The following is a 25,767-nucleotide window of genomic DNA, read 5'->3' as shown; positions in this document are numbered from 1 at the left end:
GTCTGCCAGATCTTGAGGAATCGCTCAGCGACATGCTTGACCTGCACCCCGAAACGTCAACAACTTAACAGTATGGATCTTCGACAGTCGACGGTGTTCAAGCTGCACCGCGCAACCTCCCTGGTGAACCGCGTCTCGGATGAGTATCTCCTCACCCGCCACGGCATCCACTACGCCCCGTTCCTGGTGCTGCTGGCCGTACGGATTGCCGGGCCCTCCTCCCAGCAAAAAATAGCCCAGTCGCTGGACGTGAGCAGGGCGTCAGTCACCCAGCGGATCCAGCAGTTGACGGGGCTCGGGCTGGTGGATGTCACGATCAGCGCCTCGGATTCCCGTGCGAACGTGGTCAACCTGACGATTACGGGCAGGCGACTGACTGATGCCGCCTGGCACGGACTCGAAGCGGCGCTGGACGCCGTCGACCACGGGGTCGACGACGCCGTCCTGCGCCACCAGCTCGACCGTTTGATCAGCAACTGCACCACGGCACTGAACGCGGACGACTCGCGAGGGCTAGGCTTGAGACAACCGCAGTAGTTCATCAGGAAGTGGCTTGCCCATGGCTCACGATGCCGCACCCGAACCATCAGGAACCCTCGCACGATCCAGGGAGCCGATGGCGCTTGACCACACCGACCGATTGATCCTGCGCGAGTTGGTCGCTGATGCGCGGGTTACCAACGCCCAGCTGGCCGAGCGCATCGGGGTCGCACCCTCGACCGCCCTCTTGAGGACCAGGCAGCTGGTGGAACGTGGGGTCATCAGCGGCTACCACGCCCAGCTCGACTTTGCATCGGTCGGCCGGGCGGTGCAGGCGATGGTGTCGGTACAGCTCAAGGGCCACAACCGGGAGGAGATCGACCGGTTCACCGCCAGGGTCCCTCTACTGCCCGAGGTGGTGTCCACTTTCCATGTGGCGGGATCGGTGGATTACCTGCTGCATCTGGCGGTCCCCAGCACCGAGGTCCTCAGGGACTGGGTACTCGATCATTTGACGACGGATCCGGTGGTAGGCCATACCGAGACAACGCTGGTGTTCAACCATCTGCCCGGTAACTCTGGAGTGCTCCCTGGCTCCAGCTGACGAGGAACCTCCGCAGCCAAGGGCGGACCTAGGGCAGCAGTCCTGAGTGGTGCCGTGCCGAGAGATCCCGACGGCGCTCATCGTGGGCCACCACCGCTTCGCTGTGACGGGCATGGTTGACGGCCATCCGCTCTCCCGTGGAGATCAAGCGGTGACCGACGCGGATCAAGAGGGCTTCGAAGCCTGTGGGGCGGATTGAGGGCGCAGAGGTAACAAAAGTGGTGGTCATGGCTACATCTTTCTGATTCTTCGTTGCGGATCAGGAGGGGTTATCCCGTTGCACGGGGGTGTCGAACTGCCCCTGCAGGATCGGGAACGCGTTGAAGTGCATTTGCACGGCGCGGGCGTTCGGATCGGTGGTGCCGCTGACGCGGTATTTTTCGAGCAGCGCCCTGGCATGGCCGAGCATCTCCTCGGTGACTTCGGCGAGTTGTTCGGCTGTCAGGCGGGCGTTCATGGTGGCGATGACTGACCCGTTGAACCAGTTCTCCGGAAGAAACTCGTACCCCTGCTCCATGAAGTCCTGCAGGAGGACGGCTCGGTGGTGTTCGATTTCCCGGTTCACGATCTTCGAGGCGTGCAAAGCCGCTGGATCGGCGGCTAGATCCTTGGAGAAGAGGGTGAGTGCCCCCGGGGGCCGTTCCCACCACCGCTCCCGGGCGGACCCCCGTCCCTCGACCTCCCGAACCAGCGAATGCTTGGCGAGCTGGCGTAGGTGATAGCTGGTGGCACCGCTGGATTCCCCGAGACTGGCTGCGAGCGAACTCGCTGTCTGCGGACCGAGTTGCGACAACTGTTCCAGAAGCTGGATTCTCAGCGGATGGGACAGTGCTTTGAGCCCGGCCAGATCAAGGGTGCGGTCATCTGAACGGTCCGTTGGCTCATCGGGAAGATTCATACCTCAATGATAAAGGTGCAAAGGTTTCTTTGCAAGCATTTCTTTGCAAATAAATCTTTGCGTATTTCGAGGGCACGCCGGTGCGATCAGTCCACCAGCCGTGACTTGAGCGATCGGCGGAGGCTACCGGCAGCCAGCAGGACACTGGCGAGCGCTATCACTGCCGCGAATCCCGTGACTGAGCGATCCAGTCCCCACAGATGCACAGCAGCCCCCAATCCCACCACTGGGACGGCGCTGCCCAGATAGGTCAACACATAGAGGGTGCTGATGATCTGGGAATGCTGGGACGGCTCGACCTTCAGTGCGACCTCGTTGAAGACAGTGCGGAACGCGATTCCCTGGCCGGCACCAGCCAGGAGGCAGGCCAGCACCAGTAGGATGACGCTGTCCAGCATCCCTGCAACCGGAATCAGTGCCACGCCAAGACCCAGGGCGGTCAGGCCGATGGTGACGACATGCCTACCCCGCATCCGCATCAACTGGCTGAGCGCCGACGATCCGAGAACCAGGGCTGCGAGGAGGCCGATCAGGGGGCGGTAGTCAGTACCGGCCAGTGAGGCGAAGTAGGTCGGGGCAAGGCTGAGAGTGAAGCCGAAGACCGCAAAGCTCAGAAACCCTACGGCCGATGCAGTCCAGAAGGCACGCCCGGCGGCACGCGAGACAACGGGCCGCCGGGGCCTGAGTGCCTTGAAAGGGGAGGTAGCGTCGGCGGCACGGATTGCCGGCCGGGCCTTCAAGGTCAGCAGGGGCAGGAGCAAACCAACAAGAACCAGTGAGTACAGCGCGAAGGGCGTCCGGGTGGGATCCGGCAAGAGGGACAGCAGCCCGCCGATGACCGGGCCGGCCGCAACCCCTCCTGCCGACGCCAGGAGTGTGAATCGAGAGGCCCAGTCGGGCCGGTGTGGCAGGAGATCGCGCAGTGCCGCGGAACTGGCCCCTGTCGCGAGAGCGACAGATGCTCCCTGGAGGCAGCGACCAAGCACCAGCATGGGCAACGATGATGCCGCGCCAAATACTCCGGCACCGGCAAACCCGATCACAATAGCCAGGACGAGCGCGGCACGCCTGCCGACGTGATCCGACCAGTGCCCCACCATCAGCAGGCCCACTACCAGCGTCACCACATAGGCGGAGAAGGCAACGGTGACCTCGAAGGAAGTAATACCCAGCTCCGCCTGCAACAGCGGATACAGCGGCGTCGCCAGATTGGCACCAATGAGCAGGGTGGAAATAACCACGGCAGCGAGGACCAGTCTGGCCCTTACCGACGCATCCCAGCCCCAGCGCGCCCTCTCCGGCGGCTTCATCCGCAGCTCGCTCAGCACGCTCACGACTTCTCCATACGGTAGAACAAAACAGCAGATAACCCCCTTATTCTCCGGGCTGGAGGAGTATTGGGAACATATCTGTCGTTAGACTTGATCGAAATCATCAGTTTTGAGCTATCCAACTGACTGGAAGTGCACGCCGTGAGCAAATTGGACCTTGTCGATATCCGTCTTCTCCTGGAGCTGGTCCGAGACCCCCGAGCCCAGATCGGTGAGCTGAGCGACCATCTTGGGGTAGCACGCAACACCGCACAATCGCGGATTCGACGGCTGCTCCGGTCCGGCACCCTGCGCGCCAGTGGGCGTGAACTTGACCTGGAGGCCCTCAGCTACGACGTCGCGGCATTCGTGACAATCGAGGTATCGCACCGCGAACTGGACGGGGTGATCTCGGGCCTACGCCGTCTCCACCAGGTACTGGAGGTCCACGAGATCTCCGGTCGGGGGGATGTCTGGTGCCGTGTGACGGCCAAGGACACCCATCACCTCCAGTCGGCCCTCCGGTCGATTCTGAGGATCAAGGGCGTCATTCGCACTGAAACGGTCCTCGCCCTTCACGAACACATTCCCTACCGGACCGAACCACTGTTGCGGACCCTCGCCGACGAACAATGATCTGACGGACTCTCATGTGCATCTCATCTTTTGTCGGGATACTTAACCCATGAAGTCTTCGGAGCTCCATACCTGGGTGGTGGGTGTGGCGTGCGCGGGCGGAGTTGCTGCAGCGGCGATCGGGATTGTCGGGTCGTTGGCCGATCCCGTGCCTGCTGACCTGGGGTCCTCGTTCACGGAAACCGTGACTCAGACGCCCGGATCCACCCCGTCCGCCCCCGGATCCGCACCGTCCACCCCGCTACCCACGCCGCCGCCCGAAACACCCTCCCCGGATCCCACTACCGAGCCGACCGGGCAACCGGTCGAGGTGGTGCCTCCCCCAGCGCCGATCCCGGGAGACACTGATGACAACTCCGGCCCTGGCGGGGGCGGCGACGACGACGGGGACGACGGTGACTTTGAGGACGACGACGACTTTGGAGACGACGACAGCGACTTTGGGGACGATGGGGATGATTAGGCCGCAGGGCAGCCCCACCACCGAAGTACTGCGTTCCACCCACTCCAGCAGGCCGGACGGTGCGCCCCACACCCGGCCAACCCGCTCCCCTCCCAGGCCTGCGGCTATACCGCAGGTGAATCCCGCCGTCTCGAACCCACCCCGGCCAGCTGATGAACCAGCTCCGGGTCCCGCAGGGAAGCGGCGGTCGATCTGGCGGCGGCTGTCCACCGCGTTGCGTGGGAACTGGACCGTCCGGACCCGGGTGCTCGGGGCTGTTCTCGCGCTGTCAGCGTTGGGGCTGCTGGTTGCCGGATCAGCGGCCTATGCGCTGCAGCGCAGCGACATCAACTCGGACATGGACAACTCGCTGGAACGACACTTTTTGGAGTTCGAGTCTCTCCTCGACACGGGTATTGACCCGACAACCCGTGAGGACTTTACCGAAGCCCAGGAACTGATTTTCGTTGCCATGCAACGCACCCTCCCGGCGCCGAACGAGGGAATGCTGGGCATGCGCGATGGCGAGGCTGTCCTGCTAGCCAATCCGGCGGTGCAACTGCGCCTGGAGGAAGATGCGGAGCTGGTCGAATACGTGGCCACGCAAGCCGACCCCAGCCGGGTCAGCATTTCGAGTATCGCCACGGCCGAGACCACCTATCGTGCGCTGGTTGTCCCAGTGCAACTGGCCGCCGACAGCAGCCCTACCCAGTACGTGCTCGCCTACGACGCTCGCGCCGAACATGGACAGCTCAACCAGACCTTTGCCGCGTTCGCCCTGATCAGCTTCGGGACACTGGTCTTCATCGGCGTGGTCGGCTGGCTGCTGGTGGGCAATCTCCTTGCGCCGATCCGTCTGCTGCGGGACACCGCCCAACACATTGGGGACTCCGACCTCTCCGAGCGGATCCCGGTCTCCGGGAATGACGACCTGTCGGACCTCACCCGCACTGTCAACGCGATGCTTGAACGGCTGGAGGGATCCTTCACCTCCCAACGCCAACTACTCGACGACGTCGGGCATGAACTGCGCACACCCATCACCATTGTGCAGGGGCACCTTGAGCTTCAGGATTCGGCGGACCCTGCCGATGTCACCGCCGTGCGTGGCATTGCCCTCGACGAACTGGACCGGATGCGACTCCTCGTTGATGATTTGGTGACCCTCGCCGGAATCACCCGGCCCGGGTTTGTGCGGCCCGAAACGGTCGACGTGGGCCGTCTGACCGATGATGTGCTGGACAAGTCACGTCCCCTCGGTTCCCGGCGCTGGACCATTGACGCTCGGGCAGAGGCCTCGTGCTTGCTGGATCCCCGCCGGATCACCCAGGCCTGGCTGCAACTGGTGGTCAATGCCGTCAAGTTCTCCGACGACGGCTCGACCATCGCGGTGGGCTCCCGCCTGGACCCCGGGGGTTTGCTGCTGTGGGTCCGCGACGAAGGCATTGGGGTGCCCGGCGAGGACCAGGCGCGCATCTTCGACAGGTTTGCCCGCGGCGCCCATGGGCGCCGCACAGAAGGCTCAGGCCTTGGCCTGACCATTGTCAATGCGATCGTCAGCGCCCACGGGGGTAGGGTTCACCTGGCCTCAGCTCTCGGTCGAGGGTCAACATTCACCATGGTGCTGCCGCTCGAGGAGCGCGCAGCTGACACATCAGAGGAAGTACAAGATTGAGCCAGATCCTAATCGTCGAGGACGAGGACCGCATCAGTTCCTTTGTCGCCAAGGGACTGCGGTCTGCAGGGTACGTCCCGACCGTCGCCGACAATGGGAGGGACGGGTATCATCTGGCCCAGACCGGTGACTTTGAGCTGATCGTGCTTGACCTCGGGTTGCCCGACCAGGATGGGTTCACTGTTCTGCGACGCCTACGGGAGTCCAGGAACACGACGCCCGTCATCATCCTGTCCGCCAGAAGTTCCATCGACGATACGGTGGCCGGCCTGGAGGGTGGGGCTGACGACTACATGGCCAAGCCATTCCGGTTCGAGGAGCTTCTGGCCCGCGTCCGGCTCCGGCTCCGACAGGACACCCCCACCGCCGACAGCTCGGTCCTGACCCACCAGAATCTGCAGCTCGACCTGAGAACCCGCCGGGCGGCGGTCAACGGCAAGGAAGTGGATTTGTCGGCCCGCGAATTCGCGCTGGCCGAGGCTTTTCTGAGAAATCCCGGCCAGGTGCTGAGCCGCGAACAACTCCTCTCCCGGGTGTGGGGCTACGATTTCGACCCGGGCTCCAATGTGGTGGATGTCTACGTGCGCTATCTGCGCAACAAGCTCGGAGCCGGCCGGTTCACTACCGTCCGCGGCATGGGGTACAGGCTCTCTTCTGACGAGCCCTGAACGTCTGTCGGGAGCGGCGATGGCACCCGACACGAGGGGTGCCACCGCCGCCAAACCTCCGGCGCCGCTCTCGAAAGGGCCGGAGGGGAGGGAATCCGGAATGCTGGGGGGACACTCCGGAATCCCGGCCTGAGGTGTTGGATCGGTCCCTGGACGGAACCAACACTCGAATCTGTCAGCCGCCGCTGGCGGCGCTCGGTGCGGACACCGCGCTGGGTACCGAATAGCCGGAGTCCACTGGCCCAACCGGTGACGGGACGGGCGCTGGCGCCGGGACCACCACTGGCGCGGGGGCTGGCGCGGATGCAGGAGCCGGAGCTGGTGCAGGAGCTGGTGCAGGGGCCGGAGCTGGTGCAGGCGCTGGAGCGGGTTCGAGGGTGGGTGCCGGTGCGGCGGGTGTCACCGCGGAGGGAGCACTTGCCGCGGTCGGCGCTATGGGCTCCTCGCTTCGGGGCTCAGGGGTTGGCGATGGGCTGCGGGTATCAGCCGAACTGCCGTCGTCACCGACCTGGTCCCCGTTGAGGGTGGAGTCGTTGCCTGAGCCGTCGGGACTGTCCGCTCCGCCCCCGGTGCTGCCTCCGTCGGTGCCGGTGGCACCGTTATCGCTGGACCTGTTGATGCTCGAGCCCAGATCCCGGGGGTCGTGGGTGCTGTCGGCAACGGCGACGCCCAGACCCAGTGCCATCACGCTCAGAGAGCCGGTGGCGATCCAGATGTTTCGCTTGTGCACGGTGGGTTCCTTTCCCGATCAGCGGTGTGGGCTATGAGTTCAACTGTGCACGGCGAATGTGAGACAAAGAGGAACCGAAGATGAGAGACCTCTCATCTTCGGTTAGCTGCGGCGGGCCAGCGCAGCGTCGGCCAACGACTCAGCGATCGCCAGCCGCCTGAGCGCGTCAGCGTGCCAGGCGTCAGGGCTTCCAGGCGATGCCCGGTGCTTTGCCCCTGCCACCAGTGTCAGGGCGACGCCGGCCGCGCGTCCACGGAGCGCAGAGGGGTCGACAACGCGGTCAAATGCCGCCAGGAACCGGTCCAGCGCTGCCGGGACGTGAATGTAGCGGCTGTCCAGGGACGGCAGGACCGCCAGATGGCCGATGAAACAGGCGAGGTCGTCCACCAGGTGGCCGGGACCGAGTGCGTCAACATCGAGGAGTCCTGAGATGCTCTCGCCCGTGACCAGCAGGTTCGCTTCATAGAAATCGCCGTGGGAGGGAACCTTCGGACCGGCGTCGACCGTCGAGACGAGATGATGCACCTTGTTGGTCAACGCTGTGATCCGCGCCTGCTCCTCTGGTAGGACGGCTGCCGCTCCCTTGGCGTAGTCGCGCACGCGCGCAGCCCACGCCGGGCGCTCCGGTAACCTCATCGACTCAGGCGGGAGATTCTGCAGCAGGTTGATCAGAGCGTGTGGTTGGATCGACCGTGCCCCGTCGCGCATCAACCGTTCGGCAAGAGGCGTCCCAGGAGCTCGATGCATGGCCAGCACGTCCGGGGCTGGCACCTCGATCAGTTCGGGGGCTGGAATCCCGGCGCTGGTGAGCAGGCGGTGGCGTTCGGCGAGGCGGCCTGCCTGCCCGTGACGCAACACCTTGAGGTACCGGCGTTCCCCGAGATGATCGGCGGTCAGCACGGCCCGCCGGAGCGGTCGATAGCTGACGGTCGCCAGTTCCGGCAGCACAACCGCGCTCCTTCTGTCCGGCAGAGGTTCAAAGAGGGCTGCGCCCACCTTCGCCGCATCACAGGCCCAGGCCAGACCCGGCAGCAGCGGGTCATGTGGATGACGCCACACGGTCAAAGCCAGGCCGTCGGCACCTGTCAGCTGGACGGTACCCTCCGCGGGCGCCGTCAGGGCCGCCGTGCTGATGCACAGGAATTCGGTGGTGACCTGGTCATCACCAGCTACGACGTCCACCTGATAGATACCGGTGGCGCCCGCACCAGGGCGGTGATGCACCTGGACGAGCGACCAGGTGGACGGACGCCAGCCCAGCGTCTGAAGTGCGAGCCGCAAGGGTTCGGCCGCGCCGTTCCCTTCCAGCAGGCGCAGCTGGGCGGTTTCCCCTCCCGGCTCAGGTGATGAGGGGTTAGGCCCGGCGACGCTGCAGGACGTCATCCAGGTTCAACCTGCCGGTCGGCGGTGCTGCGGTGGCGTTGTCGGCTGTTGTCTGCTCGGGGTTCTCGACGACTGGCGAGACAGCACCCTGTTTCAGGCTGGTCCTGGCCTGGGCTTTGGGCGCATCGGGAAGCTCAAGCGGAGCCGGTGCTTGCCGCTCGGCCTTGGCAGCCGCAACGTACATGGGTTTGGGTACCTCAACCGGCTCCCAGGTGTCGCCGCCCGGGTGGGCTGCGGGGGTGGATCCGCCGGGGACTGCCGGGTCGAGGGGAGCACCCTCCTCGCCCGCTGTACCTGAATCCGCACCTGTGGCTACTGCAAGAGCCGCCTGACGCAGCTCGGTAGCGGTCAGGGGCGCCGCTGCGGCTGGCCGATGCTCCTCGGCCACTGAGTTTTCTCCAGTGAGGCTGCGGGAGGTTTCGGCGTCGAACAGGCTGGTCTCCCGGCGGGGAGCATGGAGAGCAACTGGTGCGGGCTGGGTTGTCGCGGCGGAAGCGTACATTGCCTCGGCGAAGGCCGCATTGACCCGACGGCGGCGGTCCCGGACCGCCAGCACCCGGAGGCCAGCCACTGCAAGCAGGAAGAGGACGAACGCGGCCGGGGGTACCAGTGCGGGAACAACGGCGAGGATGGCCAGGGGAAGACAAATAATCGCCGCGAGCAGTGCCAGCGCGCCGGTCGCGGCAATCGCGGTGCGAGCGGGTCGGATCACGAACCGTTGCTGGCTCGATGCGGATCGCGGGGACGACCCTGCAGGCCGTGGCGTGGCGGCGTCGTTAGTGTGACCTGACATTTCCATGATGCTCCCCTGAGAGACGTTGCTCTCGGCTGTTGCGGGTGGGATAAGGGCTGACGTTTCGGCCGTTTCGACCAGCAGGGCTGGCCTGCGGATACGCAGTACGTAGGGGGCAACCCAGATCAGCCAGAGACCAACGATCGCGACAAGCACCACCGAGCTGTTCATAGAGAAGTCCACGTCTAAAACGGTAGGTCGTACACCCTCGTCACGAGTGTATTGACGGCGGTGTGTCGCCTCCGGGTTGGCGAATGCCCCGACCCGGTTGGCGCTGCGCCTGCCAGCGGGCCAGCAGCCCGCCGGGTACCTCATCCTGGGTGAGGGCGAAGCTGCGATGGTCCGCCCACTCCCCTGCGATGTGAAGGTAGCTCTTGCGGAGTCCCTCGTCCCGGAAACCGAGCTTCTCTACGACCCGCAGGCTGGCTGCGTTCTCGGGACGAATATTAATCTCCATCCGGTGCAAACCGAGGCGGTCGAAGCAGTAGTCGGTCACCAACGCGACGGCGGTCGGCGCAATACCCTGCCCCGCACGGTCACGATCCACCCAGTACCCAAGCGTCGCCGTCATCGCCGAACCCCAGACGATCGTTGACACCGTCAGCTGACCGACAATCGCAGGGTCCCGGAGGTGCCCGGTGCGCTCGGTGATCAGGAAGGGGAGGCCGGTAGCCGCCCGCGCCTGCTTCCGCAGCGATCGGACCATCTCGGGGTAGCTGGGCAGGTATCCACCCGGCGCGGGGTTGGATGCCTCCCAAGGCGCCAGCCATTCGGCGTTTCGCTCCCGAACAGCTGACCACTCCTTCCGATCACGCAGGCGAACCGGCCTCAGGATGAGCGTGTCAGTTTTAAGGGTCACCGGCCAGGCGAACTGCCCGCTCACGGTACCGTGCTAGCCGTTCAGGTTTTGGGTGAAGCTCTTCAACCAGTCCTGCAGGTCCGGTCCGAGGTCCTCACGCTCTGAGGCCAGGGTCACGACTGCCTTGATGTAGCTGAGCTTGTCACCAGTGTCGTAGCGACGTCCGCGGAAGACGACGCCGTACACGCCCGACCCTTCGCCCTCTGCTGACGCGAGCGTCTGGAGGGCGTCCGTAAGCTGGATTTCGCCGCCCCGGCCCGGACCGGTGGTTTCCAGCACATCAAAGACCCGGGGGTGCAGGACGTAGCGTCCGATGACGGCAAGGTTGGAGGGTGCCTCGTCGATCGGCGGCTTCTCCACCAGTTCGCTGACCCTGACATAGTCTTCACCGTCGATCGCGGAGATATCCGCGCAGCCGTAGGCGCTGATCTGATCCGGATCGACTTCGATCAGCGCGATGACCGACCCGCCGGTCTTTTCCTGTACCTCGATCATTGTCTTCAGGAGGACGTCACGCTCGTCGATGAGATCGTCACCGAGGAGAACAGCAAACGGCTCGTTCCCGACGTGGAGCTTGGCGCGGAGGACGGCATGGCCGAGTCCCTTTGGATCCCCCTGGCGCAGATAGTGGATGTCACCCAGCTCGGAAGGGCGGCGAACTGCCGCCAGCTTCTCGAGGTCGCCCTTCGCTTCGAGGGTCTGCTCAATGAAGGGCACCCGGTCAAAGTGGTCCTCGAGCGAACGCTTGTTTCGGCCGGTAATCATCAGGATGTCGGTCATTCCGGCGTTGACAGCCTCTTCGACCACGTACTGGATCGCAGGCTTATCCACTACGGGAAGCATTTCCTTGGGCATCGCCTTTGTGGCGGGGAGAAACCGCGTGCCAAGTCCCGCTGCGGGGATGACAGCCTTATTCACTCGTGAGGTCATGACACCACCCTACATAACGTCAGTGACCTTTCTATGCAAGGCCACTGTTGACCGGAATCGTCGGATCGCCGTGGCGGACCCGTGGGACTCGGTAAAGTGTGCTGGTATGGGTCCTCTTTCATCGGCGACCGGCAAGGATGTTGCCCGGCAGCACTTCCGGGCGGCCCGGCTGGCGATGTCCGCGGAGCAGCGGTTGGCAGCCGCCGTCGGACTCCGGGACCAGGTCCTGGACTGGCTTCCGTTGGGTTCCACCCGCCCTGGCCTGGTCGCCGCCTACCTGTCAGTGGACCCGGAGCCAGGAACCCGTGAACTCCTGACATCGCTGACCGCGCGTGGCTACCAGGTGGTGGTGCCGATCTGCGAGCCCGCTTACCAACTCAGCTGGTGCAGTTGGTCGGCGGAGGTCGAACTGCGGCGCAGCCCCCGCGCCCCCGTGCTGGAGCCGGTGGGGGCACGCCGGCATTTCAGCGACCTGCTCGCTGGGGAGCGCGCAGTGGCCCTCGTGCTGGTTCCGGGACTCGCGGTGGACCACAACGGTGGCAGGCTCGGCCAGGGGGGTGGCTACTACGACCGGTTTCTCGCACAACTGCGGGCAGTCGATCCGAACGTACCGACCCTCGCCTACGTATATGACCACGAGCTGCTGCCGGCCGGCTCGCTGGCCACTACCCCACTGGATATGCCGCTGGCCGGTACCTTCACGCCGTCGGCCTATCACCCTCTCAACACCCGTCGCGACGCCGGATAGGCGACTGCCACTTCGACGCAAACTGCCCATCGGGCAGTGTAGACTTAGCACTCGGACCCCTAGAGTGCCAGCCGAACCGGGTTGGGGATCTAGACCCAGGAATCACGCTCGCCCAGGAGGATTTGCTTTGCCAACCTACGCATACGCTTGCAAAGACTGCGACCATGCCTTCGACATCCATCAGGCCTTTTCTGATAGTTCACTCACTGTGTGCCCCGAATGTGAGGGGTCGCTGAGGAAGAAGTTCAACAGCGTCGGAGTGGTGTTCAAGGGATCGGGTTTCTACCGTAACGACTCCCGTGACAGCAAGAAGTCAGTCGACCCGGGAACCAGCAGCACCAGCCCGTCATCGGGCAGCACCTCCGAGCAGTCCACCACGGGGTCCGGCTCAGCCACGGGCTCCCCGGGCAAGGATGCCTCGACAACAGTGAAAAAGCCTTCGGAGAGCCCCAAGACGACTGCCGCCGCGAGCTAGTCTCCGCCAGCACGCCTTACCCGTCCTCCACACACCCCTCGCTGTAGGACTTGCCCACATTCCGGGTCTACCCTTCCCGCTGGGTGCGGGGCTTCCGTAGCGTTGGTGAATGGTCAACGGCAAAAGCCCCCCGAGACGTACCGGGTTCACCCTGGGAGCCCGACGATTTGCCTTCCGCCATCGCCGGTTTCTCGCCGCAGTACTGTTCTGCCTTGCCGCGGCAGTGACTGTCGAGGCCATCATCCCGCCGGAACAATCACTGTCCCGGGTAGTTGCGGCCGCCGAGGATCTTCCAGTGGGTACCGTCCTCGGCCCTGCCCACCTCACCACTGTCGACCTGCCGCCGGAAGCGATTCCGCTCCAGTCGTTTACAGACAGCGCGGCCGTGATCGGGGAACAACTGGCCACTCCCCTGCATCGTGGCGCCGTCCTGGCCGAGACCTTTCTGGTGGGCACCGGGCTGCTTACCGGTTCCCCGCCGGGGTCCGTCGCGGTCCCCCTGCGCCCCGCCGATGAAACCACTGTGCAACTGCTCTCCCCCGGGCAGCATGTGGATGTGGTCCTGAGCACCGGGAATGGCTTCGAGATCCCGGCCACTACCAGCGTCCTCGTCCGGGGCGCACCCGTGCTTTGGACATCAGGTTCGTCAGCCGCCGGATCCGCGCCGGGATGGCCCGGCACCACGGATACCGAGGGACTGGTGGTGGTAGCGGCAGATCCGTCCGACGCCGCCACCCTTGCCGGAGCATCGAGCTCAGGGAGCGTTCACCTGGTGCTTACGGGCGCCCCACCGCCAGCGAAGTAAGCGGAACTGCCTCAGTCCCAGTGCGGAGGGCGCTGGTCCTTCAGCCAATCCCCGTGCGAATCCTCGGAGTCACCCCAGGACCTGCCCTCGTCTTCGGCGGCATGCTTCGGGAGAAGATCCCCGGGGGACGTCGCGCCCGTGGCGCCAGGCATACCGCTGGCCGGAGCACCGTCGTCGGAGGTAGCCTTTGACTGCCTCTTGACCTGCATCCGGGCGTCCTCAACAATTGCTTCGCTCGTTCGACCGAGCCGGGAAGCGGGACCGGACACCGGACGGCGCCCGCCTTCCGGCACAGCGGGGAGTCCAAGATAGTTGCTCACCAGATCTGCGCATCCATTCGGGTCGGTGAAAACTTCGATGGTCCACAGCGGCATGTACCGCCACCCCATCCGCTCGAGCAGCTGCGGGCGGAGCCTGCTGCGTTCCCTGACGGTCATGGTCCGGTACCGCTCCGTGCCATCCGATTCGATTGCCATCGGTGGAATCTGGGCGCCCTGGGCCTGGTCCGCGGAAGTGGCCACGGCGTGGGAACTCCCCGTCGCCACGATATCGAGAACCCCATCGTAGTGGTCGAGGACGTGGGCGCCACGTTCGCGGAGCCGGCTCACCAGGTCAGCGACCAGCGGATCCGGGTTCGGCGCCTTCTCCGACGACTCCTCGCCGGGTGCTGCCTCGGCGGTCGGTTCGCCCAGTTCGCGTTCGAGCAGCCCATAAAAATCGAGGGCACCGTGCTCGAGCCGATCGGGATCGAGGTCAGTGGGGAGGAAACAGGTCACCACGTGCAGCCGGTGACGTGCCCGGGTCATTGCGGTAACAAAGCGTCCCCGGCCGTCGGGACCGGAAAGCTGGCCGAAGTTGTGGAGGGCCCTACCGTGCGGGGTCCTGCCGAATCCCAGGGAGAAGATCACGCAGTCGCGCGTGATGCCGGCTGCCCGCTCGACCGGGACCACCCGGAAGGATTCCCGTCCGGGGGCAAAGAAGTCGGCAGACCAAGGGAGATCGGCCATCCGCTGTCGGATAGCTTGCCCAATCCGCCCGGCATGGCGGGCGCTAGCAGTGACAACGGCCAGCGAGCTGCTGGGCCGGAGGCGGATGTGCTCAAACACCAGGTCGGCGACGCGGGCCACCTCGGCGTCGACACTCTCCACGCCAGCCTGGTCGGCGCTGGGCATGCCCGTGCCGTCCGGCAGATACTCCACCGTGAGCGCGCGACCGGCCCCAGTTATCTCGGAGCCGTGGGGCAGACGTGAAAGCCTGCCCTCGTAGAAGGTGTCACTGAGAAAGCTGGTCAGCGCCTTGTCGACGCACCGATACACCACGCTGAGGTCGACCGTCGGGAAAATGGTCGCGAGGGCCGAGAAGGCACTCGTCAGCTGGTCGGCTTCAGGCGTCGCACCGGCGGTAGAGCCGACGCTGAAACCCTGGGGCCCGCCCAGGCGGTCGTCACCGAAGGCGATGACCTGGCGGGCGCGTGCAATCGCCGGGATGGCCGACTGCAGGGAGATCGACTCGGCGTCGAGGATGATCACGGCGTCGAAGGTCTTACCTGCTGGCAGGACCATGGGCAGCATCAGGGGGCTCGCGGCCCAGACAGGCATGAGCGCGGTCACCAGCTCATCGTTCTGGGCGCTCAGTCCCGGAAGGTCGAGGGTGCCGGTGCGCAGCAGGTCACGCAGCTTCTCCGATTCGGCGGGCTGGGAGGCGACGGCTGACCGCCACCGTTCCGCGAGGGCAAACCGGAGCCTGCCTGGTCCGGAGGCGATGTGCGCGTTGTCAGCCAGGCGGTAGTCGGCCTCCAACCGCCGGAGGCTGCCGCCGTCGGACATGGCCAGATAGTCGTCGCCGCTGATCATGGCGTCCAGGGCGGACTGCCACCAGGCGAGTTCCAGCTCGGAGCCTACCTGTTCCGGACCCACCTCGCGGTGTGCCAGGTCGTCGAGAAGGTCGCCCAATCCGTGCTCACGCATCTCATCGAGCAAGAGGGTGCGTTCCGGGAGGGTCGCGAGCGTCTCTTCGTCCTTCGCGAGCCCGGCCAGCCGGTAACTGAGGCCGTCCAGCGGCATGTCTGCCAGGTCAATGTGGCCAGGCGTGGTGGCGAGCACGCGGTTGAGCTCGTCCAGCTGCAGACTGATCTTCTGGTGGAAGCTGTTGATCTCGGCGAGTCCGGTAGGCACGGCCGGGTGCCGTTCAGTGGTTGCGTACCGGGTCCAGAGGGTGCGCTGCTGCTGCACCTCTAGCAGCGATGCGTGGAGGTCAGCGATGTGGACACCGGGACGCACGTATTCCTTGGCAACCCTGCGGAGCCGTGAGCGGGTCATCGAGCTCATCTCGATGGCCCGTTCCCGGCGCCACGACGAGGGCGCAGTTGCCGAAATGAGGTCGGTGACAGGCCGGTCGAAGATGTCCGGGGTGAACTTGTCCAGGCTTCCGCGGACAGCCGCGAGAAGCTGCAGCTGCTCGCCCCATTCGGTGAAGGAACCACCCAGCCGGATCTGCGAATAGTCAGCGACGCGCAGCACCTTTTCCCGCAGCAGTGGGATATCCCGTGCCAGTTCAACGGCTAGCTCGTGGGCGCGCTCGGTTTCCTTCCGGTTCAGCAGTTTGGCCCCGTACCACGGGCTGTCGACGGCTGACGCGCTGAAGCTGCCGAGCTCGGCAGCCCGGCGAAGGCGCTCGGTGAGTTCGGCGCGGTCAGGGATGCTATCCATCACGCTGCGGAGCAGCCGGACGGTGGTGGCGGGGGCCGGGTCCAGCGCTGTCAGTTCGGCGAGTGACTGCATCGCCTGGTAGGGCGAGCAGCCCCAGCGGCTGCGGACGTTGTGCAGTGACTTGACGTGATCCTGCAGCTGATGCCGGTTTTCCACCAGGGTCTGATGCAGGCCGTCCAGTTCGGGCTGGGTAGCCTTCTCGTTCCTCACGATGGCGCGAATCAGCTGATCCTTCAGCTGCTGTTCATTGATGTTGGCGTTCAGCTGCAGCACCAGGGACCCCAGGTTGAGGGTGTCGAGCTCCTCCACCAGTTCGTTGAGGGTTCCGCGGCGTTCAGCAACCACCAGTACGCTCTTGCCCTGCTCAGTGAGACCTGCGATCGCGTTCAACGCCGTCTGGGTCTGTCCTGATCCCGGCGGCGAGGAAACCACCAGCGAGTGCCCCTGGCCGATCTGGTCCAGGACATCCTGCTGCGTTGAGTCTGCGTCCCGGATGAGCACTTCTTCAGCGGGGTGGCGTTCGTCAACCGGTGTGACCTGGCCGGTGAGGTCGGCGGGCGCGGACGACGACGGCGCCGTCTGTCCGTCGCGTGCTGCCTCCATCAGGGCGGCCAGGACCGGGTGCTCGGGCCGAATGGCGGCGTCGTCGGCAAGGTCTCCGAGATCCGCGAACGTGGACACAAGGAGATGATGTTCGATCGCCATTCCACGGACGCCCTCGGTGACGGCGCGGAGGCGGTCGAGCACGGGCAGCGGATCGAAGCGGGCCGTGCCGTAGGCAAGCCGTGCGATGGCTTCGGCGTCGAGTGGGATGCCCTGGACACCACGCAGGTGCCTGACCAGCGCCGGGTTGAGCCGGGCGTGCTCGGTCAGTTGCAGTTCGTAGTCGTCCTGGGAGGCGTGAACCGTCAGTGAAACAGCCGTCAACATCACGGGGGCGGTCAACGGTTCAGTCCTGCCGTCGTCGTCGACGCTGCGCCAGGCAGCGGTGCCCGCCGCCAGATATCCGACGTCGATGCCGCGTTCGGTGCCCAGCTCGTAGATCTTCGCGCGCAGCACCTGCGCCGTCTTCATCGCCGCGGCATACTGGGCGGGGTCACGCAGGAGCGTGGACAGACGGGTACGACGACCAGCGAGCAGCTGAGCCAGACCGGAGGGGTGTGCGTGGGTGAGATCAATGCTGTTCGCCGACGCAGGCGAAAAGTGCAGCAGGGTGTCCGTCCCGGCGTGTGCACCGAGGTCTTGGAGCCACGGCAGCAGAAAAGTCCCAGCGGAGTCCCCTGGTTCCTGCACTGACACGGCGGTCTCCTTTTCTACGGTTATCTTCGGCGGTCTGGACCAGAGGGGCATGTCTTCCAAGCTATCCGACTAGGGCGCTGCGGCGGGGCCGCAACACCGGGGGCGGGCAAATACCCGTTCCCGGGTGGGACGGGCTACTCCCATTCGATGGTGCCGGGCGGCTTGCTGGTGATATCCAGCACCACCCGGTTGACGCCCTCGACCTCGTTGGTGATGCGGTTCGAGATGCGGGCCAGCAGGTCGTAGGGCAGCCTGGACCAGTCTGCGGTCATCGCGTCCTCGCTGGATACCGGACGCAGGACAATCGGATGGCCGTAGGTGCGGCCGTCCCCCTGGACGCCGACGCTGCGGACTTCGGCGAGGAGGACCACCGGCATCTGCCACACCTCGTTGTCCAGTCCCGCGGCGGTGAGCTCCGCGCGGGCAATTGCGTCGGCACGGCGGAGCAGGTCCAGCCGTTCCTGGGTGACGTCGCCGACTATCCTGATCCCCAGCCCGGGGCCGGGGAACGGCTGACGACCAACAATTTCGGCGGGCAGGCCCAGCTGGGCTCCGACCGCCCGGACCTCATCCTTGAACAGCGCCCTGAGAGGTTCGACCAGTTCAAACTGCAGGTCCTCGGGGAGGCCTCCCACGTTGTGGTGGCTCTTGATGTTCGCCGCACCCTCACCGCCACCGGATTCGACGACGTCGGGGTAAAGGGTGCCCTGCACGAGGAACCGGATTTTCTCTGCGTGTGCCTGCGCCTGGGCAATGATCGCCCGCTCGGCTTCCTCGAAGGCGCGAATGAATTCACGCCCGATGATCTTGCGCTTCGTTTCCGGGTCGCTGACGCCGGCAAGGGCATCCAGGAAGCGCTTCTGCTCGTTGGCTACGTAGAGGTTGACCCCGGTGGCGGCGACGAAGTCCCGTTCCACCTGCTCGGCTTCCCCTTCGCGGAGCAGCCCGTGGTCGACGAAAACGCAGGTCAACTGGTCTCCGACCGCCCGCTGCACCAGGGCCGCAGCGACCGCTGAATCCACTCCGCCGGAGAGTCCGCAGATCACGCGGGCGTCTCCCACCTGCTCCCGGATGCGTTCCACCTGTTCCTCAACGATGTTGCCGGTGGTCCAGTTCGCCTCCAGGCGGGCACCCTTGAAGAGGAAGTTCTCAAGCACCTGCTGCCCATGATCCGAGTGCTTCACCTCGGGGTGCCACTGCACGCCATAAAGGCGCCGGGACTCGTCGGCAAACGCGGCAACCGGCGCGCCTGCGGTACTTGCGAGCACCTCGAAGCCCTCTGGTGCGGCCTGCACACTGTCGCCGTGGCTCATCCAGGCGTTCTGGTGCTCCGGGACTCCGTCCAACAGCGATCCGGTGCTGGACGTCGCGGCGACGTCGGTTGACCCGTATTCGCGGAGGCCGGTCTTGGCGACGGTTCCGCCGAGCGCCGAAGCCATCGCCTGGAAGCCATAGCAGATCCCCAGAACGGGAACCCCGGCGGTGAACAGTTCGGGGTCAACCCGGGGCGCTCCCTCAGCGTAGACGCTTGAGGGTCCACCGGAGAGGATGATCGCTACCGGATTCTTTGCCAGCAGGTCGGCAGTGTTCAGGGTGTGGGGAACCACCTCGGAGTACACATCCGCGTCGCGGACCCGCCGGGCGATCAGCTGGGCATACTGCGCGCCGTAGTCCACCACCAGCACCGGCCGGTGGCCTGTTTCACTGGTCTCCTCTGCGGAGTCTGGGGTGGAGTCGGCATGGCCTGAAATTCCGGGTCCGGATGCGGGAATAGTCACGCGTCAACAATAGTCGCCACGGGCACCCGATCGCACATCACTACGCCCGGATGCCCGCTAGTACCGGGAGGCTGCTTCGGGGTGTGCTGCCAGCTCCTGCTCCACCTGCCGGTGGATCCGGCGCTCAACGATGAACGACAGCAGCGGCACCACGCCGCCCAGAGCCATCACGATGAACTGCTTGAACGGCCACCGCATCATCTGCCAGAGCCGGAAGTCGGCGATCAGGTAGACCACGTACATCCAGCCGTGGACGATCAGGACCGTGGTGGAGAAGTTGAATCCTCCGGCAGTCTCGGACGAGTTCTTGTCCGTCAGGGAAAAGAGACCCTCAGGTCCGCCGATCATGATGTGTGATCCCATCCCGTAGGCTGCGATCATTTCCACGACGACCAGCATGAGCATGATGCCGGTGGCGTAGGCGAGCACCTTGTAGAAGGTCAGCGCCGAAAGGATCTGTGCATGGGTACCGCCGAACCGCCGCTTGGGTTTCCGGGCGGCACCGGAGGTGCCGCTTCCTGTTGCCGGTCCGTTCACGTTGGGTGTGCTCACTGTCGTGCCTCACTCGTCGTTGGGCCCTGCACTGCGGGGTCAGGGTGTCCCGTGCTGCCGTCGTCGCTGTCGTCGTCGTTCGTGTTGGCCGCCTCTGCGGCGCTGTCCTCGGCCTCCTCGAGGGTCCTTCGGTAGTCGTCGGCGACCAGCCGCCACCAGAGGAAGAAGGCGAACCCGGCGAAGACGAACCATTCCACCGCGTAGAAAATATTCAGCCAGTTGAGCGGTGTCTCTTGCGGCTGCGGCCCGACCGTCACGACCTCCAGCGGAGCCTCAGGGGCCCAATCCAGGCCGCCCACCTCTGTGGCGGTAGACACCACGAAACCGGCGTAGATGGGCCGGTCCCAGCGGTTGGTGAGCTCGGCGGTGGCGAGAGTGGGGATCTGGCCGGCGACCGGCCGTTCGGCGACCGGGCCTTCGGCGGGCAGCAGCCTCCCCACCACCGACGCGGAGCCTACGGGTTCGGGTACCTCGGCGGCGGCCTGCGCGTCCGGGATCCAGCCGTGCACCACGGGGATCACCGGCGGACCGGCCGGGTCATCAACTGCGCCCTCGGGGACGCCATCGACGGCGAAGGCCGAGATCAGCCAGAAGCCCTGCCGGTCTCCCTGCAGGCGGTCCTGCACCAGCACGGTGGTGTCCGGCAGGAATTCCCCGTCCATAGTGACCATCTGGTCGGCGACAGGCGCGGTCATGGGGACGCCGGGACTGAAGACGTCAGTCAGTGCACGCTCCCTCTCCGTGGTGCTTTCCGGCGGCGGAGCGTCACCGGTCGAGCTGGAGAACTGCCACTGGCTCAGGAGTACAAAGACCGCCGCAATCACCATGGCAAGGATCAGCGACAGGATCCAGCGGGGTTTCAGGGCGGTTTTGAGCACATGTTAACGGTACTTCGTCATCGTGTAGAAAACCGAATGCCCGCCCGGCGACCTGTATCACGACACGCACACCACAAGTGATTGGGAAATGTCTATCACTTAGCCGTACTGCGGGCTAGGATGGTTGATCGTGCGCTCTTATCCCTACCCTGATCCCGGAACACCGGATCTCCGCTCCCCTTCCCGCTACCTGCTCTGGCTGGCATCGAAGCAGAAAGCCACCCTCCTCGCGGGGGTGGTGTTCGGCACTGTCTGGATGGTCGCCCAGGCGGTGATGCCCTTCGTCCTGGGCCGGGCCATTGACGAGGGGATCGTTGCGGGCGAGTTCGACCGGCTCTTGCTGTGGGTAGGGGTCCTGATCGGGCTGACCGTGCTCCAGGCCGTCGCTGGCACCCTTGAGCACCGGACCGCGATCAGCGGATGGTTGCAGGCGGCTTTCCACTCCATCCGGTTGATCGGGTACAAGATCACCCGCACCGGAGATGCGTTGCCGCGGAAGCTTTCGACAGGGGAGGTAGTGTCCACTGCCGCCTCGGATGCCACCCGGCTCGGCGAAATCTACGCAGTATCGGCCCGGCTGGCCGGGTCAGTCATGGCCTGGCTGGTGGTGTGCGTGCTGATCTCCCAGACGTCGCTGCTTCTCGGAATCATCGTCCTCGTCGGCGTCCCGGCCTGCTGTGGACTGCTGCTGTTCGTGGTCCGCCCCCTCCAGGCCCGGCAGCGTGAGCAGCGTGAGGCGTCGGGCAAAATGACTGCCGTTGGCGCCGACACCGTCGCGGGACTCCGGGTCCTCAGGGGCATCGGCGGGGAACACATCTTCGTCAACCGCTACCGGGAACGCTCGGTGAAAACCCGGGATTCGGGTATCCGGGTCGCGTATTCGCTCGCCGATCTTGAAGCCTCCCAGGTGTTCATTGCCGGCGCCTTCAGCGTCCTTTTCACCTGGGTCGGGGCAAACCTGGCACTGTCAGGAGACATCGAACCCGGGCAGCTGGTTGCACTCTACGGTTACTCGATCTTCCTGATGACCCCCATCCGCGCCGCAGCTGACAGCGTGGCCCGGTTCATCAGGGCGCATGTCGGCGCGCGGAAGATTATTGCCGTGCTCAGCGTCGATCCCGACGTCGCCGACCAGGCAGCCACGCTGCCGGCCCCGCCACCCGGGTCCCTGCTGCGCGATGCCCGGACCGGAATCGTCATCCAGCCGGGCCGGATCACCGCCGTGGTCTCGGTTGACACCGCGGCCTCAGCCGACCTGGCAACACGATTAGGGCGCTTCGAGGATGAGGTACTCGAGACGGCTGAAGTCCGTTGGGGAACGGCATCCCTGCAGCACATCGCCCTCCGCGATATCCGGCAGCGCATCGTGGTCAGCGAGGCGAACCCCCAGCTCTTCACGGGCTCCCTGCGGTCCCAGCTGGATCCCCGGTCCCGGCACAGCGATTCGGGAATTCTTGCGGCGCTTGACGCCTCCAGCGCCCTGGACATTCTCGACGGCGTCGACGACGGCCTGGATCACGAGGTCACCGAACGTGGGCGCAGCTTTTCCGGCGGCCAGCGGCAGCGCCTCGTGCTTGCCCGCGCCCTCCTGACCGAGGCGGAGACCCTGGTCCTCATTGAACCGACCAGCGCTGTGGACGCGCACACGGAGTCCCGTATCGCCGCGCGCCTGAAGGGAATGCGGGGCGGTGTCGACCAGACCACCGTGGTGGTGACTGCCAGTCCTCTCATGCTCGGTGTGATGGACCACGTCGTGTATCTCGAGGACGGCCAGGTGGCCGCCGAGGGAACCCATCAGGAACTGTTGTCGTCCCAGCCCGCCTACCGAAATGTGGTCATCCGAAGTGAGTGAAACAGCAGCTGGCACCGACACCTCCGGGAAGCTTCCGGTCGCCGAGCCGGCCCAGGTCCGTGCCGAGGCAGCGCGGCTGATTAGGCACCATCGCGGCGGGCTGTCCCGCGTCGTCGCCCTCTACGTGGGGTCTGCGATCGCCGGCCTGGTGGGACCGGTACTGCTCGGACGCGTCGTGGATGCGGTGGTGGAGGGAACCACCTCGAACTACATCGCCACCATCTCCCTGATTATGCTGGCCTTCCTGATTGCGCAGTCGCTTCTGCGTCGCCTGGCGGTACGCGCCGGCATGGTCTTCGGCGAGACCGTGTTCGCCGAACTCCGGGAGGACTTCATGGAGCAGGTCACCTCCCTGCCGCTGTCGACGGTGGAGAAGGCGGGGACGGGCGACCTGGTCTCCCGCACCACCAACGACGTCGACGCCGTGTCCCACACCGTGCGTTTCGGCGTCCCACAGGTGGTGGTCTCGATTGTCACCATTCTCCTCACCATCGGCGCAGCGGTGATCACGTCACCGGTACTTGCGCTGGCACTGCTGGTGGGAGTCCCGGTGCTGTACCCGGTGACCCGGTGGTACCTGAAACGGAGTTCGGCCGGCTACCAGAAGGAACGGGAAACCTACGCCGTCGTCAACGGGTCAATCACCGAGACCATCGAGGGCGCGCGCACTGTTGACGCACTGGGACTGGGAGCGCTGCGCCGCGAGCGGATCGACTCAGCCCTCACGGGCAGTTACCGCGCCGAGCGGTACACCCTCTGGCTGCGCACAGTGCTTTTCCCCGCCGCCGATTTCGCATTCTGGCTGCCGGTGGCCGGCGTGCTGCTCTGGGGCGGCTGGCTGGCCTCCCTGGACGTGGTCACGCCCGGCGTCGTGGCAACGGTTGCCCTGTTCGCCGTGCGGCTGATTGACCCGGTCGACCTGCTCATCATGTGGACGGACGAGATCCAGGTGGGCGCCGCTTCGCTGGCACGTATCGTCGGCATCAAGGAGGTGCAGCCTGACCGGCACGCTACCGACCACGAGCCCCTGAACGAGGACATCCTCGTCTCCAAGGCAAGGTATGCGTACCGCCCGGGGCACGATGTGCTCCACGGCGTGGACCTGGAACTGCGCCGCGGTGAACGGCTCGCAATGGTGGGACCCTCCGGAGCGGGCAAGTCCACACTGGGCCGGCTCATCGCCGGCATCCACCCCCCGACCGCGGGTACGGTCACCGTGGGCGATGTGCCGCTGGTCGACCGCCCGCTGAACGCCCTCCGGCGAGAGGTTGCCCTGGTCACCCAGGAGCACCACGTCTTCGTGGGATCGTTGGCCGACAATATCCGGCTCGGCAAGGACGACGCGACGGAGGCTGAACTGGTCCAGGCGCTGGACGACGTCGGCGCCCTCGGTTGGGCCCTCGGGCTCCCGGAGGGGCTCCAGACGGAGGTCGGCTCGGGCGCTCACGAGCTCACTCCCGCCCAGGCCCAGGAGCTGGCACTCGCGCGGCTGGTACTCGCTGATCCCCACACCCTGGTGCTCGATGAGGCAACGTCCCTCATTGATCCGCAGGCAGCCCGCGACCTGGAACGCTCCCTCAACGCTGTGCTGGAGGGACGCACGGTGATCGCCATTGCCCATCGGTTGCATACAGCTCACGACGCCGACCGGGTGGCAGTGGTGGAGGGCGGGAACATCACCGAACTGGGCTCCCACGACGAGCTCCTGGCACTGGACGGCTCCTACGCTGCCCTATGGAAGTCCTGGCGCTCCGAGTAACTCGCCAAGCCCGCAAGGCTGTCCAAAGTTTGTAAATCTAGTCTTGACGTTTAAAAACTGTAAATCTAGGGTTTACACATGACTTCACGTTGGCGTTCCCGTCTGCTTCCCCTCACCTGCCTTGTCGCAGTTGTCGCAATTGTTGCGGCCTCGGCGCCGCGTCTTCCCGGCGCCGAGCCGCACACCAGCGGGGATCCCACGCTGGCACGGATCGTTGAGCTGCACCGGCCGGCGGGGACCAACCGGATAGCTACGGCAGTGGTGGGTCCGGATGGGAGTACCTTCGCGGGCTTTGGCGCGGATCCGGCTGACGAATTCGAGATTGGTTCCATCAGCAAGGTCCTCAACGGAATGCTGTTGGCCGACGCGGTCGACCGGGAGGAGGTTACCCTCGACACCCCGGTGGGCGACCTTCTGGATGTCAAGGGTTCACCCGTCGCCGAGGTGACGCTCAGGGAACTGGCGACGCATACCTCTGGCCTCCCGCGGCTACCGGCTGACCTCGGGTTCACGCTCAGGGCTATCCTGACCAACTACACGGCCGGCAACCCCTATACGGATTCCCCCGCCGTCCTGCTGGAGCGGGCCAGGAACGCCGGGGTTGATCCTGCCGGCACGTTCGAGTACTCAAACTTCGGCGCCGCCCTCCTGGGGCAGGCGCTCGCGGCGCAGGCGGGACTCAGCTACCCGGAGTTGCTCAGAGAGCGGATCACCGACCCCCTCGGGATGAAGGACACCTATGTGCCAGCGGAACCCAAGGAGCTACGGCCTCAGGCAGTCCAGGGCTATGCGACGACAGGGAAGGCCGCCCAGCCGTGGACAATGGGCGGCATGTCTCCTGCCGGGGGCGTCCGCTCGACCAGTGCCGACCTCGCTTTGCTGGCCGGCGCGCTCCTCGACGGGACGGCTCCGGGCTCCCGGTCCCTGGACCCGGTCGACTCCGCCGAGGACACACCGATGGGGCTGACCTGGTTCATCGGCACTCCCTCGGATCCGGAGGCTGACGCGTACCGCTGGCACAACGGGCAGACCGGTGGCTTCGCGGGCATGCTGATTCTCGACCTGGACTCCGACCGGGCGTCAATCGTGCTCAGCAACGTGTCCGGCCCGGTGGATGAACTGGGTGCGGCACTGATGACGGGAGTGGCGCAGTGATAGATCTCCTCCTCCTGTGGTTCCCCCCGGCAATCGTCCTCTGGATCACCGGTTCCTACGTATACTCGGTCGTGGTCAGGGGCCGCAGCGAATCGGCGGTCGCCCTGGCAACCCATTCCCTGGCCGCAACCGGCTGGCTGGTCTTCGGCGCCCTTCTGACCCGTTTCACTGTCGTCCCGCCCGCGCTCTGGTATCTCGCCGCAGCCTTCGTCCTGGCGGGCACGATCATGCTTGCGGTGCGATGGGAGTCCCTGCGGGACCGGACGGCCGCCGTGGGCCGCCGGGACTGGACCACCCTCGCCCTCGCCCTGGTCGGCACCGCCGCGGTGCTGGCCGTTCGCCTAACATAG

25 protein-coding genes are annotated in these 25,767 nt (G+C 65.5%); 13 read left to right on the top strand and 12 right to left on the bottom strand.

The window, feature by feature from the left end; all coding sequences use genetic code 11:
• The first annotated feature begins 72 nt into the window (after positions 1 to 72).
• Positions 73 to 537, top strand: coding sequence for a MarR family winged helix-turn-helix transcriptional regulator (locus HMI57_RS00730; RefSeq protein ID WP_216607028.1), 465 nt, complete (start codon positions 73 to 75; stop codon positions 535 to 537).
• A 79-nt stretch (positions 538 to 616) separates the two neighbouring features.
• Positions 617 to 1,084: an Lrp/AsnC family transcriptional regulator gene (locus tag HMI57_RS00725; RefSeq protein ID WP_228720879.1), complete on the top strand. Its 468-nt coding sequence runs from the start codon at positions 617 to 619 to the stop codon at positions 1,082 to 1,084.
• 28 nt (positions 1,085 to 1,112) lie between these two features.
• Here HMI57_RS00725 and HMI57_RS00720 read toward each other — a convergent pair whose 3' ends face one another.
• From HMI57_RS00720 to HMI57_RS00710, 3 genes are all read right to left on the bottom strand, one after another.
• Positions 1,113 to 1,313, bottom strand: coding sequence for a hypothetical protein (locus HMI57_RS00720; protein WP_171583988.1), 201 nt, complete (start codon positions 1,311 to 1,313; stop codon positions 1,113 to 1,115).
• 30 nt (positions 1,314 to 1,343) lie between these two features.
• Positions 1,344 to 1,982, bottom strand: coding sequence for a helix-turn-helix domain-containing protein (locus HMI57_RS00715; RefSeq protein WP_171583987.1), 639 nt, complete (start codon positions 1,980 to 1,982; stop codon positions 1,344 to 1,346).
• 86 nt (positions 1,983 to 2,068) lie between these two features.
• Complete coding sequence (locus HMI57_RS00710) at positions 2,069 to 3,316, bottom strand: MFS transporter (RefSeq protein ID WP_171583986.1); 1,248 nt, start codon at positions 3,314 to 3,316, stop codon at positions 2,069 to 2,071.
• A gap of 138 nt (positions 3,317 to 3,454) precedes the next feature.
• Between HMI57_RS00710 and HMI57_RS00705 the strand changes: the two genes are divergently transcribed.
• The 4 genes from HMI57_RS00705 to HMI57_RS00690 are packed head-to-tail and all read left to right on the top strand — an operon-like array spanning position 3,455 to position 6,713.
• Complete coding sequence (locus tag HMI57_RS00705) at positions 3,455 to 3,928, top strand: Lrp/AsnC family transcriptional regulator (RefSeq protein ID WP_171583985.1); 474 nt, start codon at positions 3,455 to 3,457, stop codon at positions 3,926 to 3,928.
• 49 nt (positions 3,929 to 3,977) lie between these two features.
• Positions 3,978 to 4,391, top strand: coding sequence for a hypothetical protein (locus HMI57_RS00700; RefSeq protein WP_171583984.1), 414 nt, complete (start codon positions 3,978 to 3,980; stop codon positions 4,389 to 4,391).
• Positions 4,384 to 6,045, top strand: a complete 1,662-nt coding sequence (locus HMI57_RS00695; RefSeq protein ID WP_171583983.1) for a HAMP domain-containing sensor histidine kinase — start codon at positions 4,384 to 4,386, stop codon at positions 6,043 to 6,045. Before HMI57_RS00700 ends, HMI57_RS00695 begins: the two co-directional genes overlap by 8 nt.
• Positions 6,042 to 6,713 carry a response regulator transcription factor gene (locus HMI57_RS00690; RefSeq protein WP_171583982.1) on the top strand — a complete coding sequence of 224 codons (672 nt, stop codon included), beginning with the start codon at positions 6,042 to 6,044 and terminating at the stop codon, positions 6,711 to 6,713. The genes HMI57_RS00695 and HMI57_RS00690 overlap by 4 nt, the downstream gene beginning before the upstream one ends.
• Positions 6,714 to 6,888: 175 nt before the next feature.
• Here HMI57_RS00690 and HMI57_RS00685 read toward each other — a convergent pair whose 3' ends face one another.
• The 5 genes from HMI57_RS00685 to galU form a co-directional block, all read right to left on the bottom strand.
• Entirely contained in the window at positions 6,889 to 7,443 is a 555-nt protein-coding gene (locus tag HMI57_RS00685) for a hypothetical protein (RefSeq protein WP_171583873.1), read from the bottom strand.
• A gap of 102 nt (positions 7,444 to 7,545) precedes the next feature.
• Positions 7,546 to 8,826, bottom strand: a complete 1,281-nt coding sequence (locus tag HMI57_RS00680; RefSeq protein ID WP_216607027.1) for a phosphotransferase — start codon at positions 8,824 to 8,826, stop codon at positions 7,546 to 7,548.
• Positions 8,798 to 9,802, bottom strand: coding sequence for a hypothetical protein (locus HMI57_RS00675; RefSeq protein ID WP_171583981.1), 1,005 nt, complete (start codon positions 9,800 to 9,802; stop codon positions 8,798 to 8,800). The genes HMI57_RS00680 and HMI57_RS00675 overlap by 29 nt, the downstream gene beginning before the upstream one ends.
• 28 nt (positions 9,803 to 9,830) lie before the next feature.
• Entirely contained in the window at positions 9,831 to 10,502 is a 672-nt protein-coding gene (locus tag HMI57_RS00670; RefSeq protein ID WP_171583980.1) for a GNAT family protein, read from the bottom strand.
• Positions 10,503 to 10,511: 9 nt separating this feature from the next.
• On the bottom strand, positions 10,512 to 11,408 hold the full coding sequence (gene galU, locus HMI57_RS00665; protein ID WP_171583979.1) for a UTP--glucose-1-phosphate uridylyltransferase GalU: 897 nt from the start codon (positions 11,406 to 11,408) through the stop codon (positions 10,512 to 10,514).
• A gap of 106 nt (positions 11,409 to 11,514) precedes the next feature.
• Between galU and HMI57_RS00660 the strand changes: the two genes are divergently transcribed.
• The 3 genes from HMI57_RS00660 (at position 11,515) to cpaB (ending at position 13,436) form a co-directional block, all read left to right on the top strand.
• Positions 11,515 to 12,156, top strand: a complete 642-nt coding sequence (locus HMI57_RS00660) for a 5-formyltetrahydrofolate cyclo-ligase (RefSeq protein WP_171583978.1) — start codon at positions 11,515 to 11,517, stop codon at positions 12,154 to 12,156.
• A gap of 127 nt (positions 12,157 to 12,283) precedes the next feature.
• Positions 12,284 to 12,631, top strand: coding sequence for an FmdB family zinc ribbon protein (locus tag HMI57_RS00655; protein WP_171583977.1), 348 nt, complete (start codon positions 12,284 to 12,286; stop codon positions 12,629 to 12,631).
• Between the two features lie 109 nt (positions 12,632 to 12,740).
• Positions 12,741 to 13,436 (top strand): Flp pilus assembly protein CpaB, encoded by a 696-nt coding sequence (gene cpaB / locus HMI57_RS00650; protein WP_171583976.1) that lies wholly within the window; start codon positions 12,741 to 12,743, stop codon positions 13,434 to 13,436.
• 11 nt (positions 13,437 to 13,447) lie between these two features.
• Here the strand turns inward: cpaB and HMI57_RS00645 are convergent, their stop codons facing one another.
• The 4 genes from HMI57_RS00645 to HMI57_RS00630 form a co-directional block, all read right to left on the bottom strand.
• Entirely contained in the window at positions 13,448 to 17,494 is a 4,047-nt protein-coding gene (locus HMI57_RS00645) for a DUF4011 domain-containing protein (protein WP_171583975.1), read from the bottom strand.
• 83 nt (positions 17,495 to 17,577) lie between these two features.
• Entirely contained in the window at positions 17,578 to 19,128 is a 1,551-nt protein-coding gene (guaA, locus tag HMI57_RS00640; protein WP_171584306.1) for a glutamine-hydrolyzing GMP synthase, read from the bottom strand.
• Positions 19,129 to 19,278: 150 nt separating this feature from the next.
• The gene (locus HMI57_RS00635; RefSeq protein WP_171583974.1) at positions 19,279 to 19,773 is read right to left on the bottom strand and encodes a DUF3817 domain-containing protein; all 495 of its coding nucleotides are present in this window, start codon (positions 19,771 to 19,773) and stop codon (positions 19,279 to 19,281) included.
• A complete protein-coding gene (locus HMI57_RS00630) occupies positions 19,770 to 20,651 on the bottom strand; it encodes an SURF1 family cytochrome oxidase biogenesis protein (protein WP_171583973.1) in 882 nt (293 codons plus the stop codon). The genes HMI57_RS00635 and HMI57_RS00630 overlap by 4 nt, the downstream gene beginning before the upstream one ends.
• A 130-nt stretch (positions 20,652 to 20,781) precedes the next feature.
• On the opposite strand from HMI57_RS00630, the gene HMI57_RS00625 reads away from it, so the two are divergent.
• The 4 genes from HMI57_RS00625 (at position 20,782) to HMI57_RS00610 (ending at position 25,767) form a co-directional block, all read left to right on the top strand.
• A complete protein-coding gene (locus HMI57_RS00625; protein WP_171583972.1) occupies positions 20,782 to 22,503 on the top strand; it encodes an ABC transporter ATP-binding protein in 1,722 nt (573 codons plus the stop codon).
• Positions 22,481 to 24,262, top strand: a complete 1,782-nt coding sequence (locus tag HMI57_RS00620) for an ABC transporter ATP-binding protein (RefSeq protein ID WP_171583971.1) — start codon at positions 22,481 to 22,483, stop codon at positions 24,260 to 24,262. Before HMI57_RS00625 ends, HMI57_RS00620 begins: the two co-directional genes overlap by 23 nt.
• Before the next feature lie 78 nt (positions 24,263 to 24,340).
• Entirely contained in the window at positions 24,341 to 25,417 is a 1,077-nt protein-coding gene (locus HMI57_RS00615) for a serine hydrolase domain-containing protein (RefSeq protein ID WP_171583970.1), read from the top strand.
• Complete coding sequence (locus HMI57_RS00610; RefSeq protein WP_171583969.1) at positions 25,414 to 25,767, top strand: hypothetical protein; 354 nt, start codon at positions 25,414 to 25,416, stop codon at positions 25,765 to 25,767. Before HMI57_RS00615 ends, HMI57_RS00610 begins: the two co-directional genes overlap by 4 nt.

This window comes from Arthrobacter sp. 260 (assembly GCF_013116745.1).
In the GTDB taxonomy this organism is placed as follows: Bacteria; Actinomycetota; Actinomycetes; order Actinomycetales; family Micrococcaceae; genus Arthrobacter_D.
This window is presented reverse-complemented; position numbering and strand designations above follow the sequence as displayed.

Excerpts from the sequence above, each read along its gene's own strand:
- HMI57_RS00730 (WP_216607028.1), top strand. The coding sequence starts at position 73 with ATGGATCTTCGACAGTCGACGGTGTTCAAGCTGCACCGCGCAACCTCC.
- HMI57_RS00725 (WP_228720879.1), top strand. The coding sequence starts at position 617 with ATGGCGCTTGACCACACCGACCGATTGATCCTGCGCGAGTTGGTCGCT.
- HMI57_RS00720 (WP_171583988.1), bottom strand. The coding sequence starts at position 1,313 with ATGACCACCACTTTTGTTACCTCTGCGCCCTCAATCCGCCCCACAGGC.
- HMI57_RS00715 (WP_171583987.1), bottom strand. The coding sequence starts at position 1,982 with ATGAATCTTCCCGATGAGCCAACGGACCGTTCAGATGACCGCACCCTT.
- HMI57_RS00700 (WP_171583984.1), top strand. The coding sequence starts at position 3,978 with ATGAAGTCTTCGGAGCTCCATACCTGGGTGGTGGGTGTGGCGTGCGCG.
- HMI57_RS00695 (WP_171583983.1), top strand. The coding sequence starts at position 4,384 with ATGATTAGGCCGCAGGGCAGCCCCACCACCGAAGTACTGCGTTCCACC.
- HMI57_RS00680 (WP_216607027.1), bottom strand. The coding sequence starts at position 8,826 with ATGACGTCCTGCAGCGTCGCCGGGCCTAACCCCTCATCACCTGAGCCG.
- galU (WP_171583979.1), bottom strand. The coding sequence starts at position 11,408 with ATGACCTCACGAGTGAATAAGGCTGTCATCCCCGCAGCGGGACTTGGC.
- HMI57_RS00660 (WP_171583978.1), top strand. The coding sequence starts at position 11,515 with ATGGGTCCTCTTTCATCGGCGACCGGCAAGGATGTTGCCCGGCAGCAC.
- cpaB (WP_171583976.1), top strand. The coding sequence starts at position 12,741 with ATGGTCAACGGCAAAAGCCCCCCGAGACGTACCGGGTTCACCCTGGGA.
- HMI57_RS00645 (WP_171583975.1), bottom strand. The coding sequence starts at position 17,494 with ATGCCCCTCTGGTCCAGACCGCCGAAGATAACCGTAGAAAAGGAGACC.
- HMI57_RS00620 (WP_171583971.1), top strand. The coding sequence starts at position 22,481 with ATGTGGTCATCCGAAGTGAGTGAAACAGCAGCTGGCACCGACACCTCC.
- HMI57_RS00615 (WP_171583970.1), top strand. The coding sequence starts at position 24,341 with ATGACTTCACGTTGGCGTTCCCGTCTGCTTCCCCTCACCTGCCTTGTC.